This is a genomic window from Kitasatospora sp. NPDC088134, from assembly GCF_044741705.1.
Lineage (GTDB): Bacteria > Actinomycetota > Actinomycetes > Streptomycetales > Streptomycetaceae > Kitasatospora.
The window spans coordinates 279,895-297,225 of sequence record NZ_JBIUTD010000002.1 but is presented as its reverse complement, the minus strand read 5'-3'; the positions used below and the strand labels follow the sequence as shown (position 1 = coordinate 297,225).

Genomic DNA, 17,331 nt, shown 5'->3' with positions numbered 1-17,331 from the left:
GGACGGGCCGGGGTGTGCTGCCGGTCCGCCCCCCGCACCGCCGATCGGGGCCCGCCGATCGGGCCCCGCCGGACGGGGCCCCGCCGTCAGCGGTCGCCGCCGGTGCTCCGCTCCATCGCGGCGCGGAACCGCTCGTGCTCGGCGAGCGAACTCGGATCGGTCATGGCCCGCGGCGGACGGGCCGCCCACCCCGCCCAGACCATGGCCAGCAGTCCGGCCACCACAGGAATGATCAACCAGGCGAGCGCAGCCATTTTCGAACTCCCCACAGGCTCGTCATGTGTATCAGCAGATTAACCGCCTGTAGGGAGAACGGCGCGACCGGCACCCGGGTTACGGGGCCGGGCGCGGCTCACCGCCGGGAGGGACCGCCGAACGGGCAACGAGCCCGCCCCGGCGCGGACACGGGCCGCCCGGGAGAACGCCGAACGGCCCAGAGGCCGGGCCGGCTCAGCAGGAGCCCGCGCCGACCCACTCCTCCTCGCCGTCGGTGAAGATCTGGTGCTTCCAGATCGGCACCTCGTGCTTGAGGTCGTCGATCAGCCGCCGGGCGGCCGCGAACGCCTCGCCGCGGTGCGGGCAGGACACCGCGACCACCACCGCGGCGTCGCCGATCTCCAGCCGGCCGGTGCGGTGCACCGCGGCCAGCGCCCGGACCGGGAAGTCCGCGCAGATCTTCTCGGCGATCCGGCGCAGCTCGCGCTCCGCGGTGGGGTGGGCGCTGTACTCCAGGGCGGCCACCGGCTTGCCGCCGTCGTGGTCGCGCACGGTGCCGACGAACAGCGTGGTGCCGCCCGCCGCGTCGTCGCCGACCGCGGCGTACACCTCGTCCAGCGAGAGCGGGGTCTCGCGGACGGCCAGCAGGCGGATCGGGTCGTGGTTCTCGGACATGGGCACCATCATTCCGCATCCCCGCCGATCGACGACAAGGATTTTCGTATCACGATGCGATGATTCCGCATCCCGGAATCCTTCGGGTCAGATCCGCCGGTGCTTGCGGGCCCGCCGGACCAGCGCCGCGGTACCGATCAGGGCGACCGTGGCACCGGCCGCGCCGAGGCTGGTGGCGGCCTCCTTGCCGCCCAGGCGCCGCCCGGCCACCGCGTGCTTGCCGGACACCTGGGAGAGCAGTTCGGCCAGCACCTCCTCGTTGGTGTGCCGGGGCCGCCACCCCGCCTCGTGCAGCCGGCTGCCGGAGACCACCCACGGGTACATGGTGTACGCCAGGTCCCCGGCCGGGGCCGGGGTCAGGCCGAGCCGGTGCAGCCGGGCCGCGGTACCCAGCGCCAGCGCGGCGGGCAGCTCCATCCGGCGGATGCCGGACAGCTCCTCCACGTCCTCCTGCTCCAGCCAGCCGTCGCAGCCGACCGTCACCTCGCCCTCGACCAGGCCGAGCGCCGCGTACTCCAGCGCCGAGGCCAGGTCGTCCAGGTGGCAGAACTGCCAGCACGGGCGGGAGCCCGCCACCACCAGCAGCCGGGGCGCCTCGAAGTGCCGGGTCAGCACGGTGTCGATGCCCGGGCCGACCACCACCGCCGGGCGCAGCACGGTGATCTGCAGGCCCGGGTGGGCGCGCGGGGCGCGCCGGGCCAGGCGCTCGATCTCCAGCAGGTCGCCGACCAGCGAGGCCTCCTCGGTGGCCCGCAGCTCGGAGTCCTCGGCCAGCGGGACCTCGTTGTCGGGCAGCGCCCCGTAGACCATCGCGGAGGTGCACAGCACCACCCGGTGCACCCCGGCCGCCGCCGCGGCGGTCACCACCGTCTGCGCGCCGCGCACGTTGTACGCGCTGCGGGTGCGCGGGTCGGACTCCATGCCGAGGTCCATCGCCAGGTGCACCACCACGTCCACCCCGGCCAGCCGCTCGGCCACCGCCGGGTCGCGCACGTCCAGCACCCGCCAGTGCACGCCCGGGACCTCGCCGCGGCGGTCGTCCACCGCCAGCACCCGGCGCACGTGCGGGGAGGCCACCAGGCGCTCGGCGACGCGCTCGCCGAGCACGCTCGCCGCGCCGGTGACGGCCACGGTCAGCGGTCTGCCGCCGTAGGCTGGAGGCGGCGAACCGGCGTCGGCCGGCCCGTCCTCGCCCTCGGTCAGCCCAGAGCGAACGTCCGAAGGCGGGGAACTCACCGGCCATCCTCCACGGTTAGCTTAAGTGCGTACGTACGAGTGTCACGCACTGTCCATCCTGCCCGAGGCTCGGCCCAAGCGGTGCACCCGGCGCGGTCGGCCGCGAGACCATTGAAACCGTCCGGACCCCCCTGGGCGCAGACTTTCCCGCCACACCACCCGCGTGACGGCCGATCAGATCGAGGACCCCGTGAGCGACCTCCCCTTCGGATTCGGCGTTCCCCCCGAGGAGCCCGAGGACGGCAAGGACAAGGGCAAGAAGGACGGCGAGCCGGGCGACTCGACCCCGCAGCAGCCGTTCGGCTTCGGCACCGGCAACCCGTTCGGCGCGCTCTTCGGCATGGGCGGTCCCGGCGGGCAGGGCGGCGGCGACAACCCGTTCGCCGCGATGATGGGCGGCTTCAACCCGAACGACCTGGGCGCGGCGTTCCAGCAGCTCGGCCAGATGCTGTCCTTCGAGGGCGGCCCGGTCAACTGGGACCTGGCGAAGAACATCGCCCGGCAGACGGTGGTGGCCGACCAGCCGGAGGGGAGGTCCAAGGACCGCTCGGTCGGCGAGGCCGAGCGCACCGCCGTGGTCGAGGCCGTCCGGCTGGCCGACCTCTGGCTGGACTCGGCGACCGAGTTCCCCTCCACCTCCTCCGCGGCGGTGGCCTGGAGCCGCGCCGAGTGGATCGAGGCCACCCTGCCGGTCTGGAAGGACCTGGTGGACCCGGTGGCCGAGCGGGTCGGCAACGCGATGGGCGGCGTGCTGCCCGCCGAGATGCAGGCGATGGCCGGGCCGCTGATGGGCATGATGCGCTCGATGGGCGGCGCCATGTTCGGCACCCAGATCGGGCAGGCGCTCGGCGCGCTGGCCGCCGAGGTGCTCGGCTCCACCGACGTCGGCCTGCCGCTCGCGCCCGCCGGGAAGGCCGCGCTGCTGCCGCAGAACATCGCCGAGTTCGGCGACGGCCTGAACGTGCCCGCCGAGGAGGTCCGGCTCTACCTGGCCCTGCGCGAGGCCGCCCACCAGCGCCTGTTCGCCCACGTGCCGTGGCTGCGGGCGCACCTGTTCGGCGCCGTCGAGGCGTACGCCCGCGGCATCAAGGTCGACTCCTCGCGGATGGAGGAGCTGGTCGGCCAGCTCGACCCGGCCAACCCCGAGGCGCTGCAGGAGGCGCTGGCGGGCGGCCTGCTGCAGCCCGAGGACACCCCCGAGCAGAAGGCCGCGCTGGCCCGGCTGGAGACCGCGCTGGCCCTGGTCGAGGGCTGGGTCGACGCGGTGGTGCACGCCGCGGCCACCCCGCACCTGCCGCACGCCGCCGCGCTGCGCGAGACGCTCCGGCGCCGCCGCGCCACCGGCGGCCCCGCCGAGCAGACCTTCGCCACCCTGGTCGGCCTGGAACTGCGCCCGCGCCGCCTGCGCGACGCCTCCCGGCTGTGGGCCTCGCTGGCCGACGCCCGCGGCATCGAGGGCCGCGACGCGCTGTGGAACCACCCCGACATGCTGCCGACCGCCGCCGACCTGGACGACCCGGACGGCTTCGTGCACCGGGACGGCGCGGCCGGCGCGGAGGGCGGCTTCGACTTCGACGCGCTCGACAAGCTGCTCGGCGAGGCGGCGGGCGGGGCGACCGGCGGCGGCTCCGGCTCGGCTCCCGCCGGGAAGGCGGACCTCAGCAAGGACGCGGACGGCGGTGCGGGCAGCGCTGCGGACGACAAGGGCACGGCCAGCGGTGCGGGCAGCGCTGCGGACAGCAAGGACGCGGCCAGCAGCGGTTCGGACGGCGCTGCGGACGGCAAGGGCTCGTCGGACGGGGACGCCCCGGGCCAGGAGGGCGGCGCCAAGTGACCGCGCTGCACGCCGACACCGTCCGGACGCTCACCGACTGGACGCCCGCCGGGGACGGCCAGGACGGGCTGCGGCAGGACTACCTGGCGCACCTCGCCACCCACCCCGAGGGCGTGTGGCGGGCCTGCGTGCCCGCGCACATCACCGCCAGCGCGCTGGTGGTCGACCCGGCCGGGGAGCGGGTGCTGCTCACCCTGCACCCCAAGGTCGGGCTGTGGCTGCAGATGGGCGGCCACTGCGAGCCCGGCGACGGGACGCTGGCGGCCGCCGCGCTCCGCGAGGCGGTCGAGGAGTCCGGCATCGCCGGGCTCGAACTGCTCGCCGTGGACGGGCGGGTGGCCCCGGTGAAGCTGGACCGGCACCAGGTCCGCTGCCTGGGCAAGGACCGGCCGGAGAACACCCACCTGGACGTGCAGTACGTCGCCGTCGCCCCGGCCGGGGCGCGCGAGCTGATCAGCGAGGAGTCGCTGGACCTGCGCTGGTTCGGCTGGGACGAGCTGCCCGCCGACACCGACCGCTCGGTGCGCGACCTGGTGGCCCGGGCCCGGGCGCTGGTCTGAGCCGACCGTTCCACGGACCCCTGCGGGCCCGGCCGAGTGCCGGACCCGCGGGGGTCCGGCGCGTTCAGGCCCGGCGTCAGGCGCGGCGTTCAGGTCCGACGGGCGTCCGGGAGGTGCGGGAGGCGGGCCGCCGCGGCGACGCCCTCCAGGTAGCCGCGGGCCCGCTCGGTGCGCGGGTAGGCGTCCAGCAGGGACCAGAACCCGGGGCCGTGGTCGGGCACCAGCAGGTGGGCCAGCTCGTGCAGCAGTACGTAGTCCACCACGTACGCGGGCATGCCCTGGAGGCGGTGGGAGAGCCGGATGGTGCGCTCGCTGGGCGTGCAGGAGCCCCAGCGGGAGTTCTGGTTGGTCACCCAGCGGACCTGATCGGGCACTGCCCGGCCGTCCAGGTACAGCTCCGAGAGCTCGCGGGCCCGGGCCTGCAGGGCCTCGTCGCCCAGCACCCGGCGGCTCTCCTGCGCGGCCAGCTTGTCGAGCATCCGGGCCACCCAGCGCTGCTCGTCGGCAAGCGACATCCGGGCCGGGATCAGCACCACCGTGCGGTCGCCCTCGCGGTACGCGGAGACGGTGCGGCTGCGCCGGGCACTGCGGCGGACCTCGACGGCACCTCGGTCGGGGCGGTGGTCGGCGAGGTGGTCGGGGCGGTGGTCGACGAGGTGCGGGGGGAGGGGCTCACGGCCGGTACCGGTGTGCGCGCCCGACGCCGCGGCCGTCGGCCCGGAGGCTGCCCGGGCGCGCCGACGCGACGCCGACCGGTGGGAGTCCCGTTCGGCTGCCATGCGAGGGACGTTACCCCGTCGCCCCGACAGAAGTCCGGCACCGGGGCGGCGCGGCACCCGGGACCACCCGGCCGCGTTGTCCACAGGCTGTGCACAGTGATCAGCGGATAGTCGCACCGGGGCTGTGGACAACGGATTTCCGCACGCGGGGACGGGCAGGCAAGCTGCGGTCACCAGCGATCCCGAACGCCGGGGTCCGTGAGCGGCGGAGGAGCCCGTATGCGTACCGACAAGCCCGTGAACGACCCGACCGGCGCGCCCGGGGAGGAGCCGGGGGCGGCCCGGCGGATCACCAGGCCGGCGATCAAGCCCGCGCTGTCCCGGCTCTGGCGGGACAAGCAGACCCTGCAGTTCGGCGCCCTGCGGCGGCACGCCCGGGTGATCGAGGGGGTGGACCGCAGCCTGGCGAACTTCCTGGAACTGATCGACGGCAGCCGGGACGGCCCGGACGTGGTCGGCGCCGGGCAGAAGCTCGGGCTGAGCGCCGAGTACTGCCGGGCGGTGCTCGACTCGCTGGCCGGTGCCGAGTTGCTGGACGACGCCCAGGCCGGGCGGGACGTGCTGGAGCTGTACCCGCCCGCCCGGCGCGAGCTGCTCGCCCCGGACCTCGCCTCGCTCTCGCTGGTGCACCCCGCGCCCGGCGAGGCCGCGACCGTGCTGCACGGCCGGGCCAGGGCCAGGGTCGAGGTGCGCGGCGCCGGGCGGATCGGGGCCGCCGTCGGCGCCGCGCTGGCGGCCGGCGGCATCGGCGAGGTCACCGTGGTGGACCGCGGCCGGGTCACCGCCCGGGACTGCGCCCCGGGCGGCCTGCCCACCGCGGACATCGGGCGCCTGCGCGCCACCGCCGCCCGCGAGCTGGTGCACCGGGTCACCGGCGCCCCGGTCGGCGAGCGCTACCGGCGCCCGCCGGTCACCGCCCCGCCGCCCACCCTGGTCGTGCTCGCCCCGCGGGACGGCTCCGCCGCGTACACCGGCGCCGCCGTGGACGCGCAGGAGCTGATGCGGGCCGGCGTCCCGCACCTCTACACCGGCGTGCTCGAACACCTCGGCGTGGTCGGCCCGCTGGTCGTCCCCGGGGCCTCCGCCTGCGGCACCTGCGCCACCCTGGCCCGGCGGGACGAGGACGAGGTCTGGCCCCGGCTGTTGGCCCAGCTGATCGACGACGGCCCCGGCCGGGCCCGCCTCCCGGCCTGTGACGGCGCGGTGGCCGCCACGGTCGCCGGGCTCGCCGCGCTGCACGTCCAGCTCTACCTGGACGGCGTGCTGCCGCCGAGTGTGGACGGCTGGTGCGAGCTGTCGGCCGCCGACGGGATGCTCCGCCGGCTGCGGCTGCGCAGCCATCCCGATTGCGGGTGCCTCTGGCAGTCCGTCAGCCGGGGGCCAGCGGGCACAATGGCCTAGGGCCTGTCGTCGAACCCCCGGCGCGGCCCCGCGGTGGCTGGTGCGTGCGCTCGGCGTACCGGGCTCCGCGGGGCGGGCGGGAGTTCGGGCGGGCCCGAGGGACAGGCCCGCGGGCCCGTCCGGTGCCGTCCCCGCCCGGTCCAGCAGTGCTCCACCGCCCCGCGAGGGGCGCGGGAGCACGGCCCCGGAGGGTGCGCGGGCCGGGCGGCCTGCGGGGACGACCGCTGTACGACGCTGTACGACCGCCGGCGGGGCGCCGGTCGGTTCGGCTGAACAGGAGGCCCTGGTGAGCGATCTACCGCGCAAGGCAGTGCTGGACCGGGCGCGACCGGTCGACCGCCCGGGCGCCGTGGCAGCTCCGGCGGTGGCGGTTCCGGCAGTGGCGGTTCCGGCGGTTCCGGCGGTGACAGTGGGGTCCGCGGCGTTCGGCGCGGCGGCCCGGACGGGGGGCTCGGATGTCTGACATGCCGCGCAAGGCGGTCTCCCGGACGGCCCGGCTGGCGGCCCTGCCGCTGAGCTTCGCCGGGCGGGCCACCCTGGGGCTGGGCAAGCGGCTCGGCGGACGTCCGGCGGAGGAGGTCGCGGCCGAGCTGCAGGCCCAGACCGCCGAGCAACTCTTCGCCACCCTGGGCAAGTTGAAGGGAGGTGCGATGAAGTTCGGGCAGGCCATGTCGGTCTTCGAGTCGGCCCTCCCGGAGGATGTCGCGGGCCCCTACCGGGCCGCCCTGACCAAGCTCCAGGACTCCGCCCCCGCGATGCCCGTCCGCACCGTCCACGCGGTGCTCGCCGAGGACCTGGGCGCCGACTGGGCCGACCGCTTCCGGTCCTTCTCCGACCAGCCGTCCGCCGCCGCCTCGATCGGCCAGGTGCACCGCGCCGTCTGGTCCGACGGGCGGGACGTCGCGGTCAAGATCCAGTACCCGGGGGCGGGCGACGCGCTGCTCAGCGACCTCACCCAACTCTCCCGGGTGGCGCGGATGCTGGGCCCGCTGATCCCCGGCATGGACATCAAGCCGCTGATCGCCGAGCTGCGCGAGCGGGTCACCGAGGAGCTGGACTACCGGCTGGAGGCGGAGTCCCAGCAGCTGCACGCCCAGGAGTTCGCCGGCGACGCCGACATCGTGGTGCCCCGGGTGGTCGCCCAGTCCGGGCGGGTGCTGGTCACCGAGTGGCTGGAGGGCAAGCCGCTCTCCCGGGTGGTCTCGGACGGCACCCGGGCCGAGCGCGACCGGGCCGGGCAGCTGCTGGCCCGCTTCCTGTTCGCCGGCCCGGCCCGCACCGGCCTGCTGCACGCCGACCCGCACCCCGGCAACTTCCGCCTGGTCAAGACCGGCCGGGCGGCGTCGAGTTGGCAGCTCGGCGTGCTCGACTTCGGCACCGTCGACCGGCTGCCCGGCGGCCTGCCGCTGCCGATCGGCACCTCGCTGCGGCTCGCCCTGGCCGGGGACGCCGGGGCGGTCTACGACCTGCTCAAGCAGGAGAACTTCGTCCGCCCGACCGTCTCGCTCGACCCGGACGCGGTGCTCGACTACCTGGTGCCGATCATCGAGCCCACCCGCGCCGAGCAGTTCACTTTCAGCCGGGAGTGGATGCGCACCCAGGCCGCCCGGATCGCCGACCCTCGCTCCCCCGCCTACAACCTCGGCAAGCAGCTCAACCTGCCGCCCTCCTACCTGCTGATCCACCGCGTCACGCTCTCCACCATCGGCGTCCTCTGCCAGCTCGGCGCGACCGTCCGCCTGCACGAGGAACTCCTCCGCTGGCTCCCCGGCTTCGCCGGGCCCACCGCGGACTGACGGGGCACCGGGCGGGCCGCCGGGCGAAATCGCGTTGCGGGGAGCGGGCCGGTGGCCGCACGCTGGGCGCTCGAACAGCGAGGGCGGGAGGGGGCGGCGAGGTGCGGATCGAGGACGCGGGGCACTGGGAACGCCCGTTCCCGGTGCGGTACTTGATCGTGGCCGAGGGGGACGGGGACGACGGCCCGGTGCTGCTGGGCCGGTGCGCAGCCGTCGAGGGCCTGTTCACCGATCCGCCTCCGCCGCCGCGCGAGGTCTTGGTCCTGCGCGGCTGCCCGCCGGGGGCGACGGCCGGCTGGCTCGGAACGGCCTGGATGGCGGGCCGGACGGCGAGCGGCTACGAGGCCTGGTGGGATCTGGTCGACGCCGAGATCCTGTCCGTCGCGCCGAGCACCGACGATCCGGCGCTGGTCGACGTCGTGGTCGGCGGGGGCGTGCGCTCGGACGACTGGCACCGGAACGCCGACGGGCCGTTCCTCCGCTTCGAGTTGACCCTCGGACGCGGCTCGCCCCTGGCTGTCGGTAGGTCCGTCCCCGGACTGGCCGCCGACCGGGACGACCCACCGGCCCTGCCGGTGCGGCTGATCGGCTGCGAGCCCGCCGAACCGATGCGCGCGGCGCTGCGCAAGCGACGCGGGAAGCACCCCGGGTACACCGAACTGTGGACGCTGGACGACACCGGCCGGACGATGGACCGGCGCCCGATCGGCTTCGACGTCGAGTGGACCCGGCCCTCCGTCCTGGGCGGGGCGCTGGTCGACGTCCTGCTGCTGACCGACGCCGAACTGCTGCCGGGGGCTGCGGCCCGGCCGGTCTGGCGGCAGTGGCGGGCCGGACGGCCCTGGCGGCCCGGCAGTTGGCAGGGGTTGAGCGAGGCCGGCAAGGGAGCCTGGCAGACCCTGGCACTGCACGCCCGGCCGACCGGCGGAACGGACCGGTCCGGCGGCGAGTACCACCTGGCGGGCGCGGGGGTGGAGGACTTCACCGGTCTGCACTGCGCGCTGGGCGAGGCGGTGAACGGGCCGGGCGGCTACTACGGGCGGGAGTGGAACGGCCTGCGTGACTGCCTGGGCGGCGGCTTCGGGGGCGTTCCGCCGTTCACCCTGGTCTGGCACGACTTCGCAGCCACCGAACGGGAGTTGGCGGACTACCCCGAGGAGGTCGCCCGGATGCTGGAGGGGCGCGGGGTGCTGGTCCGCCGAGCCTGACCGGGGTGGCGGTCCGTCAGGAGCGTTCGGTGGGCAGGGGGGCGGTGGCGGGCCAGGCGGTGCGGGTGCGGTCGGCGAGGGTGGCGCAGAGGCGGCCGAGGATCGGCAGGGCGGTGTCGGCGTCGGCCAGGGCGGCGACCGCGCGGAGGCGGTGGGTGAGGCGGCTGCGGGCGGTGGCGGTGCCCCAGGTCCAGTCGGTGCGGGGCAGCCGGGCGAGTTGGTCGGTGATGCCGCGGTCGGCCTCGGGGACGAGGGTGTCGCCGCGCAGCAGCCAGCCGGCGCAGGCGTCGGCGAGGTCGGCGGGGGTGACGGCGTCGGTGCCGGTGAGGGTCCGCCAGGTGGTGCGGTAGACGGCCTCGGCCTCGGCGAGCAGTTCGGGGGGCGTGCCCACGGCGGACGGGCAGGTGGGGAAGCCGGTCCGCAGGTGGGCGAGTTCGACGGCGCCGGGTCCGAGCGCGGACTGCTCGAAGTCGACGAACCGGACGCCGTCGGCGGTGTGCAGGTCGTTGCCGGGGCAGGGGTCGCCGTGCAGCAGTGCGGAGCGCAGCGGGGCGGTGGACAGGCGGCGGACCAGGGCTTCGAGTTCGGCGCGGGCTCCGGGCAGGGCGGGCACATCGAGGGTGCGGGCCAGGGCGAGGAAGCAGCCGAGGTCGCGGCCGGTGGGGCCGGTCCAGGCGGGCAGCGCGGTGTCGGCGGGGGTGCCGGCCAGGTCGTCCAGGTCGGCGGGGGCGCTGGCGTGCACTCCGGCCAGCGCGGCGGCGTAGCCGAGCTGCCAGCCGGGTGCCGGGGCGCGGTGCTCCACCCGTTCCAGCACCAGGGTGCGGGTCTCCGGGTCGGTGCCGAGCAGCGCGGGCACCACCCGGGCGCCGCGGCGGTCGGCCCGGCCGGCCAGGGCCAGCGCGGCGGCCTCGCGGGCGAAGCGGTCGTCGGCCCCGGGCGCGTCGAGCAGCTGCTTCACCACCACGCGGGTGCCGGAGAGTTCGGCCCGCCAGACCCGGGAGCGCGGGCCGCTGTCCAGGCGGCGGACCCGCCGGGGCGAACCGAGTTCGGCGCGCAGCCGCTCGCCGAACGGGAGGGAGAACCACATGGCGCACATCCTCGCACGATCAGTTCGAACGAAGAACAGCAGTTCTACCAGGTGGATTTGCCCGGGTGACCCGGGACCCGCGCGGGCGGGTGGGTACGGGCGGCCGGGGACGGACGCGCCGACGGCCGGCTCCCCGGGGGTGGGGAGCCGGCCGTCGGCGTTCAGGGAAAGGTCACCGGCGGGGCCTCGCGGCCGGCCGGCGGGGTGGGGCGTCCGTCACATCAGGGCGACGGCGAGGGCCTTGCGGGCGCGCATCGAGGCACGTTCGGCCCGGCGGCGGAGCCGGTCCGCGCGCAGCACCCGCAGGCCGAGGCGTTGCTCCTCGGCCTCCTGGAGGCGTTGCTGCATATGCGCGCGGGCCAGGGATTCTTGGAGGAGATGCATTTCGAGGGTCCTGTTCTGGATCTGGAGTTCGTGGGTCTGCTCGGAGCGGACGGTCGGATCGATGCCGGCGGGGTTCATGTGGTGGTCCTGCTCGTGGTGCGTGGTCGGGAAGGGACGGTGGAGTTCGGCGTCGGCCTTGGCGGCCGCGGTGCGTACCGAGTCGCGCAGTGCGGTGTCCAGCGGGGGCTGCTCTCCCCTGCGGACGGCTGCGGAGCCGGTGCGGTTGGTCCTGGCTGCGGGGTTCACGCCATGACCTCGGTCTTGCGCGGACGGCCACGCGGACGCTTCCGGGCGACGATGACGCCCTGGACGAAGAGCTCGCCGCCCCAGACGCCCCACGGCTCACGGCGCTCGACGGCACCGGTGAGGCAGGCGGCCTTGACGGGGCAGGTGCCACACAGCGACTTGGCGTACTCGACATCGGCCGGGGTCTCCGCGAAGAAGACCTCCGGGTCGAAGGCCCGGCACGGGATGGGGAGCCCGAGCGAGTCAGCCTCGTCGATGGCGGTGAGCTGCATGAGTGTTACCTCCGGGGGGTGGGCCTGGTCGGCCTTGGTCTTGTCGGTCGGTACGGACGGGAGGGGCGGCGGTGTGATGACCGTGGACACTGTGGCGTCTTCCTCGTCTTCGATGTGGGTCCGGCCGGCCCGTTGTTCGGGCTCGGTCGGAGGCCCCGTGGGGCCTGGGTGGGTCTTGCGTACCGGACAAAACAGAAGGGCCGCGGAACCCGGTTGCTGGGTTTCCGCGGCCCTGGAGGCACCGCCCGTGACTGTCATCAGTCAGGGTCGTTCGCTCCAGGGTCCAGGCCCGCGGAAAGCCTGCTGCCGGCCGGCTCCGGCGCCGTGAACGGCGGCCTCGGCCAGGGAGATCTGCTGGTCCTGCTTGTTGGATCCGGCGCCGACGGCGGCCGCATAGCGCCCATGGAGGGCTTCTGCCGCTACTGCCTTCGGCGCCTGGGTCGGTCGCTCGTCGGACAGCGAAATACCGTCGACGAACGTGGCCCAGTCACGGGACAGACCTGCCTCGACACGGGTGCCGCCAGCATTGCCGAGAACACTGACAAGGCAGTGCTCGGACAGCAGGGCTCCGGCGTTGCCGCCGGCCACGTCGAGACCCAGACCCGACACGCTGACGCGCGGGGGCATGGCGAGGGTGGTCATCATTCCGGTCACTTTGGTGATCATCTGGCTCTCCACTGAACTCGCCTCCTCTCGGCGTCTCGCGGTTCCCGGTCGCCCGGGTTCCGGTATCTGGTTGATGGTCGGCGCACGCAGAAACAAGCCCTCTGCGAGCTTTGCGGTCTCGTCCCCTTGACCGCTCCGGCAGGCTATTGCGCCGTACACGCGGCGCGCAAACTATTTTTCCGGCGAGTTCTCAGCCGCTTCCCCGGCCTCGTCCTCGGACGGGGCGTGCTCCGGCGACCCGTCGGTCTCCCGCAGGTCTTCCGGACTCTCCCCCGCACACAACAAGAGCACGTCGGAGCCGTACTTGTCCAGCTTCATCGCGCCCACCCCGGAGATCCGGGAGAGCTCCGCGAGGCTGCTCGGGACGTCCTCCGCGATGGCCGTCAGGGTGGCGTCGGTGAACACCACGTAGGCCGGGGCGCCCTGCTCCTTGGCCCGGATCGCGCGCCACTCGCGGAGCCGCTCGTACAGCCCCTCGTCCATGGTGGACGGGCAGCCCTCGCAGCGGCGCAGCTTGCGCTCGACGGCGTCGGTCAGGGTGCGGTCGCAGACCCGGCACTTGACCGGGCCGCGGACCCGGCGCGCGGCCGAGCGCTCCGCGCCGGGCTCGACGCCGCCGCGCCCGCCGCGGGTGCGCGCGCCGGGGCCGGCGGAGCCGGGGCGCAGGCCGTCCAGGAAGCGGGTGGGCTTGCGGGAGGCCCGGCCGCCCGGGGAGCGGGAGAGCGACCAGGAGAGGGTGAGGAAGCGGCGGGCCCGGGTGACGCCGACGTAGAGCAGCCGGCGCTCCTCCTCGACCTGCTCGTCGGTCTTGGCGTAGATGATCGGCAGCGTGCCCTCGCTGAGGCCGACGAGGAACACGGCGTCCCACTCCAGGCCCTTCGCGGCGTGCAGCGAGGCGAGCGTGACGCCCTCGACGGCGGGGGCGTGCTGGGCGGCGGCCCGGGCGTCCAACTCGGCGACGTAGGCGGCGAGATCGGCCCGTTCGCCGGCCGCGGTGCGGGCGGCCTCGAACTCCTCGGCGAGCCGGACCAGCGCGTTCAGCGACTCCCAGCGCTCGCGGACGGCGCCGGAGCCGGCCGGCGGGGCGGCGGAGTGCCCGCGGGTGGCGAGCACCGCGGCGACCTGGGCGGCCAGGTCGGGCGCACCGGCCGTCAGCGGGTCGTCGCCGGCCCGGGCGGCGCCCTTGAGCAGGACGCCGGCCTCGCGGACCTCGGGGCGCTCGAAGAACCGCTCGGCGCCCTTGAGCTGGTAGGAGATGCCGAGGTCGGCGAGGGCCTGCTCGTACACCTCGGACTGGCTGTTGGTGCGGAACAGCACGGCGATCTCGCTGGCCCGGACGCCGGTGCCGAGCAGGTCGCGGATCAGGCGGGCGGTGGACTCGGCCTCGGTGGGCTCGTCCTGGTACTCGCGGTAGACCGGCTCGGGGCCGGCCTCGCGCTGCGAGACCAGCTCCAGCCGGTGCTGGGCGGCCTGGCCGCGGGCCTGCGCGAGCAGCCCGTTGGCCAGGTGCACCACCTGCGGGGTGGAGCGGTAGTCCCGGACCAGCTTGACCACGGTGGCGCCGGGGTGCCGGTGCCGGAAGTTCAGCAGGTGGTCGGGGGTGGCGCCGGTGAAGGAGTAGATGGTCTGGCTGGCGTCGCCGACCACGCAGAGGCTGGCCCCGCCGTCGCTGCCCGTCCACTGCTCCAGCAGGCGCTGCTGGAGCGGGGAGACGTCCTGGTACTCGTCGACCGTGAAGTGCCGGTACTGGGCGCGGACCCGGTCGGCGATCTCCGGCCGGTCCTCCAGGATGGCGGCGGTGAGCAGCAGCACGTCCTCGAAGTCGATCAGGCCGCGGGCCCGCTTGGCGTCCTCGTAGGCGGCGTAGACCCGGGCGATCTCGGCCGGGTCGCGCGGGGCCTCGCGGACGGACTTGGCGACGGCGGCCGGGTAGTCGTCGGGGACGACCTGGCTGACCTTGGCCCACTCGATCTCGGCCGTCAGGTCGCGCAGTTCGGTGCGCTGGACGCGCAGGCCGCTGCGGCCGGCCGCCTCGGCGACCAGCTGGACCTTGCGCTCCAGCAGCCGGGGCAGCTCGCCGCCGACGGCGCGCGGCCAGAAGTACTGGAGCTGGCGCAGCGCGGCGGAGTGGAAGGTGCGGGCCTGCACGCCGTCCGCCCCGAGCTGGCGGAGCCGGCCGCGCATCTCGCCGGCCGCGCGGGCGGTGAAGGTGACGGCGAGCACCTGGGCGGGCTGGTAGACGCCGCTGCGGACGCCGTAGGCGATCCGGTGCGTGATGGCGCGGGTCTTGCCGGTGCCGGCCCCGGCCAGTACGCAGACCGGGCCGTGCAGGGCGGTGGCGACGGCGCGCTGCTCGGGGTCGAGGCCGGCCAGCACCGCGTCCGCTCCGGTGGGAACGGGGCCGAACTGCGCGTGCGGGTCGTCGAACCCGAGGAGGTCTTCCTGCATGCCCCCCATCCTCGCAGGCGGTCCGGACAGTTCGGACGGTGTTGTCCACAGGGTGGCAAAGATGATCGGATCAGCACACCGCACACCCTCCGGAATGGGGGCGGCCCGCCGGACGTTGCACCGGGCGGCTGACCGCCCACCGTCCGTCGACCGAAGGAGTCCCTCGCCATGTCCGGCACCGTCACGATGTACAGCACGACCTGGTGCGGCTACTGCAACCGCCTCAAGAGCCAGCTGGACCGCGAGGGCATCGCCTACAGCGAGATCAACATCGAGCAGGACCCGGCCTCGGCGTCCTACGTGGAGTCGGTGAACGGCGGCAACCAGACGGTGCCGACGGTCGTGGTGGTCTCCGCCTCGGGCGAGCAGAGCGTGATGACCAACCCGAGCCTGCGCCAGGTCCAGGCCGCGCTGGTCTGACCGCCCGTCAATTCGCGCCCCGGAACGGGCCGGGCGGAATCCGATCGGATTCCGCCCGGCCCGTTCCGCATTTCCGCAGAGCTCCCGCGCATTTCCGCGCATTTCCGATCGCTTGTGATTCCCGGCGACCGGTGCGCGCTCAGCCGGAGGCGGCGGCCGCGCCCTCGCCGAGTTCGAACAGCAGCCGGGCCCGGTCGGCGGCGTAGCGGGTCTCGACCACCCGGATCGGGCCGCGGCCGTCCCGGGTGACCCGGGTGTTGACCAGCAGCGGGACGCCCGCGCCGAGGCCGAACCAGGCGGCCTCGGCGGGGCCGGGCATCCGGGCGGTCAGGTGGTCGGTGGCGGAGGTCTCGGCGCGGCCCAGCGCGGCCAGTATCCGCTCGTCGCCGCCGGGCACCGGCTCGTCGTTCATCAGGGCGGTGCCGGCGGCCAGGCCGGCCCGGTAGTGGCTCTCCTCGATGGCGTAGGGCTCCTGGTCGACCCGGCAGAGCTGACGGCGGATCATGACGGTCTCCTGGGGCCGCAGTCCGAGCCAGTCGGCGACGTCCCGCCGGGCCAGCACCGCCGCGACCTCGAAGTCCACGGTCAGGGTGCGGCCGGCCTCCCGGGCCTCGTCGACGTAGGTGGCGCTGCTGGGCACCATCGGGCCGCGGCGGGCCGGGCGGACGTAGACCCGGTGGTCGTGCCGGGCGCGCCGGCGCAGGTAGGTGCCCTTGCCCTGGACCCGGTGCACCCGGCCCTCGTTGACCAGCACGTCGACGGCCAGCCGGACGGTGTTGCGGGCGACCGCGTACTGCTCCTCCAGCTCGTTCTCGACCGGGAGCCGGCCGCCGTCGTTCCACTCGCCGGACTCGATGCGGCGGCGCAGGTCGGCGGCGAGCCGCTGGTACTTGGGCGGGGAGGCGGTGCCGCGGGGGTTCGTCACGCGAGTGAATGTAGCCAGTGGGCTCGCGCGGTTTCAGCGGAATGCGGCAACCACGCCCGGTTTCGGGGCGCGGGAAACCCCGGCGGGACGCTCCGGGTGCGGTCGACCGTTCCTGGCGGACGCACCACCCGGGCGCGCGGCGCGGACCGCACGCCCGGGTGGTGCCCCGCGGCTCACCGGCGGGCGGGCGTCACCAGCGGGCGGCGGACGGCAGCGGTCCGCCGTACCAGAGCTCGACCAGGTGGCGGGCGATCGAGATGCCGGACGGCGGGACGATCTCGCCGGCCGCCATGCCGGCCCGCAGCTCCTCGCGGGTGAACCAGCGGGCCTCGGACAGCTCCTCGCCGTCCACCGTGATGCCGGTGCCGTCCGGGTGGGCCCGGCCGACGAAGCCGAGCATCAGGCTGGACGGGAACGGCCAGGGCTGGCTGGCCACGTACTCCACCTCGGCGACCCGGACGCCCGCCTCCTCCAGCACCTCGCGGACCACCGTCTGCTCGATGGACTCGCCGGGCTCGACGAACCCGGCCAGGGTGGACCAGCGGCCCTCCGGCCAGAGCGCCTGGCGGCCCAGCAGGCAGCGGTCCTCGGCATCGGTGATCAGCATGATCACCGCCGGGTCGGTGCGCGGGTAGTGCTCGGCCGCGCAGGAGGTGCAGCGCCGCAGGTGGCCGGCCCCGGCCTTCTCGGTGGGGTGGCCGCAGCGGGAGCAGAAGGAGTGCAGGCGGTGCCAGTGCTCCAGGGCGACGGCGTGCACCAGCAGGCCGGCGTCCCGGACCGAGAGGGTGCCGCCGACCTCGCGCAGCCCGGCCGGGCGGGCGTCGCCGTCCAGTCGGCCGGGCAGCGACTCGCAGTCCAGCGCGAAGTAGTGGACGCCGTCCTCGTCGGTGCCCAGGAAGTACCGGGAGCCGGTGGCCGGGGCCTCGAAGGAGGGCAGCAGCACCAGTTCGCTGCCCCGCTCGGTGTCCACCACGAAGGCCTCGCCGCCGGAGATCGGCAGCACCTTGGTGCTGGGGTGGCTCCAGGCGGCGGCCAGCCACGGCTCGTCCAGCCGGCGGTGCGCCGCCCGGTCCACCCCGGCGCGGGCCAGCGCGAGGTGCTTGGTGTCGGGTGCGCTGCTCAACTCGTCCATCCCCGTTCGCAGTTGGTAGGGCAGTCGTTGGTGGGGCAGTCGTCGG

17 protein-coding genes are annotated in these 17,331 nt (G+C 75.2%); 6 read left to right on the top strand and 11 right to left on the bottom strand.

Features of this window, described 5'->3' with window-relative positions; all coding sequences use genetic code 11:
- Positions 1-86 precede the first annotated feature (86 nt).
- The 3 genes from ACIOHG_RS04915 to ACIOHG_RS04905 all read right to left on the bottom strand — a co-directional run bounded on the left by ACIOHG_RS04915 (position 87) and on the right by ACIOHG_RS04905 (position 2,127).
- Complete coding sequence (locus ACIOHG_RS04915) at positions 87-254, bottom strand: hypothetical protein (RefSeq protein ID WP_400945345.1); 168 nt, start codon at positions 252-254, stop codon at positions 87-89.
- A 196-nt stretch (positions 255-450) separates the two neighbouring features.
- Positions 451-891 (bottom strand): molybdenum cofactor biosynthesis protein MoaE, encoded by a 441-nt coding sequence (locus ACIOHG_RS04910; RefSeq protein ID WP_400945343.1) that lies wholly within the window; start codon positions 889-891, stop codon positions 451-453.
- 87 nt (positions 892-978) lie between these two features.
- Complete coding sequence (locus ACIOHG_RS04905; RefSeq protein WP_400945341.1) at positions 979-2,127, bottom strand: NAD-dependent epimerase/dehydratase family protein; 1,149 nt, start codon at positions 2,125-2,127, stop codon at positions 979-981.
- Positions 2,128-2,317: 190 nt separating this feature from the next.
- On the opposite strand from ACIOHG_RS04905, the gene ACIOHG_RS04900 reads away from it, so the two are divergent.
- Both ACIOHG_RS04900 and ACIOHG_RS04895 read left to right on the top strand, forming a co-directional pair.
- Complete coding sequence (locus tag ACIOHG_RS04900; protein ID WP_400945755.1) at positions 2,318-3,961, top strand: zinc-dependent metalloprotease; 1,644 nt, start codon at positions 2,318-2,320, stop codon at positions 3,959-3,961.
- Positions 3,958-4,521 (top strand): NUDIX hydrolase, encoded by a 564-nt coding sequence (locus ACIOHG_RS04895; RefSeq protein WP_400945339.1) that lies wholly within the window; start codon positions 3,958-3,960, stop codon positions 4,519-4,521. The genes ACIOHG_RS04900 and ACIOHG_RS04895 overlap by 4 nt, the downstream gene beginning before the upstream one ends.
- An 89-nt stretch (positions 4,522-4,610) precedes the next feature.
- On the opposite strand, the gene ACIOHG_RS04890 is transcribed toward ACIOHG_RS04895, so the two are convergent.
- The gene (locus ACIOHG_RS04890) at positions 4,611-5,300 is read right to left on the bottom strand and encodes a M48 family metallopeptidase (protein ID WP_400945337.1); all 690 of its coding nucleotides are present in this window, start codon (positions 5,298-5,300) and stop codon (positions 4,611-4,613) included.
- Between the two features lie 219 nt (positions 5,301-5,519).
- On the opposite strand from ACIOHG_RS04890, the gene ACIOHG_RS04885 reads away from it, so the two are divergent.
- From ACIOHG_RS04885 to ACIOHG_RS04875, 3 genes are all read left to right on the top strand, one after another.
- Complete coding sequence (locus ACIOHG_RS04885) at positions 5,520-6,701, top strand: ThiF family adenylyltransferase (protein ID WP_400945335.1); 1,182 nt, start codon at positions 5,520-5,522, stop codon at positions 6,699-6,701.
- 455 nt (positions 6,702-7,156) lie between these two features.
- Positions 7,157-8,497 (top strand): ABC1 kinase family protein, encoded by a 1,341-nt coding sequence (locus tag ACIOHG_RS04880; protein ID WP_400945333.1) that lies wholly within the window; start codon positions 7,157-7,159, stop codon positions 8,495-8,497.
- A 101-nt stretch (positions 8,498-8,598) separates the two neighbouring features.
- Positions 8,599-9,705, top strand: a complete 1,107-nt coding sequence (locus ACIOHG_RS04875) for a barstar family protein (RefSeq protein ID WP_400945331.1) — start codon at positions 8,599-8,601, stop codon at positions 9,703-9,705.
- 16 nt (positions 9,706-9,721) lie between these two features.
- On the opposite strand, the gene ACIOHG_RS04870 is transcribed toward ACIOHG_RS04875, so the two are convergent.
- From ACIOHG_RS04870 to ACIOHG_RS04850, 5 genes are all read right to left on the bottom strand, one after another.
- A complete protein-coding gene (locus ACIOHG_RS04870) occupies positions 9,722-10,792 on the bottom strand; it encodes a phosphotransferase family protein (protein WP_400945329.1) in 1,071 nt (356 codons plus the stop codon).
- A gap of 216 nt (positions 10,793-11,008) precedes the next feature.
- Positions 11,009-11,422 (bottom strand): hypothetical protein, encoded by a 414-nt coding sequence (locus tag ACIOHG_RS04865; protein ID WP_400945327.1) that lies wholly within the window; start codon positions 11,420-11,422, stop codon positions 11,009-11,011.
- Positions 11,419-11,784 (bottom strand): WhiB family transcriptional regulator, encoded by a 366-nt coding sequence (locus ACIOHG_RS04860; protein WP_400713295.1) that lies wholly within the window; start codon positions 11,782-11,784, stop codon positions 11,419-11,421. The genes ACIOHG_RS04865 and ACIOHG_RS04860 overlap by 4 nt, the downstream gene beginning before the upstream one ends.
- A gap of 171 nt (positions 11,785-11,955) precedes the next feature.
- Complete coding sequence (locus ACIOHG_RS04855; RefSeq protein WP_400945325.1) at positions 11,956-12,372, bottom strand: hypothetical protein; 417 nt, start codon at positions 12,370-12,372, stop codon at positions 11,956-11,958.
- A gap of 159 nt (positions 12,373-12,531) precedes the next feature.
- The gene (locus ACIOHG_RS04850) at positions 12,532-14,817 is read right to left on the bottom strand and encodes an ATP-dependent DNA helicase UvrD2 (RefSeq protein ID WP_400945323.1); all 2,286 of its coding nucleotides are present in this window, start codon (positions 14,815-14,817) and stop codon (positions 12,532-12,534) included.
- A 159-nt stretch (positions 14,818-14,976) separates the two neighbouring features.
- Between ACIOHG_RS04850 and ACIOHG_RS04845 the strand changes: the two genes are divergently transcribed.
- Entirely contained in the window at positions 14,977-15,228 is a 252-nt protein-coding gene (locus ACIOHG_RS04845) for a mycoredoxin (RefSeq protein ID WP_400945321.1), read from the top strand.
- A 139-nt stretch (positions 15,229-15,367) separates the two neighbouring features.
- On the opposite strand, the gene ACIOHG_RS04840 is transcribed toward ACIOHG_RS04845, so the two are convergent.
- Both ACIOHG_RS04840 and nudC read right to left on the bottom strand, forming a co-directional pair.
- Positions 15,368-16,153 (bottom strand): GntR family transcriptional regulator, encoded by a 786-nt coding sequence (locus tag ACIOHG_RS04840; protein ID WP_400945319.1) that lies wholly within the window; start codon positions 16,151-16,153, stop codon positions 15,368-15,370.
- 190 nt (positions 16,154-16,343) lie between these two features.
- A complete protein-coding gene (nudC, locus tag ACIOHG_RS04835) occupies positions 16,344-17,285 on the bottom strand; it encodes an NAD(+) diphosphatase (RefSeq protein WP_400945317.1) in 942 nt (313 codons plus the stop codon).
- Positions 17,286-17,331 lie beyond the last annotated feature (46 nt).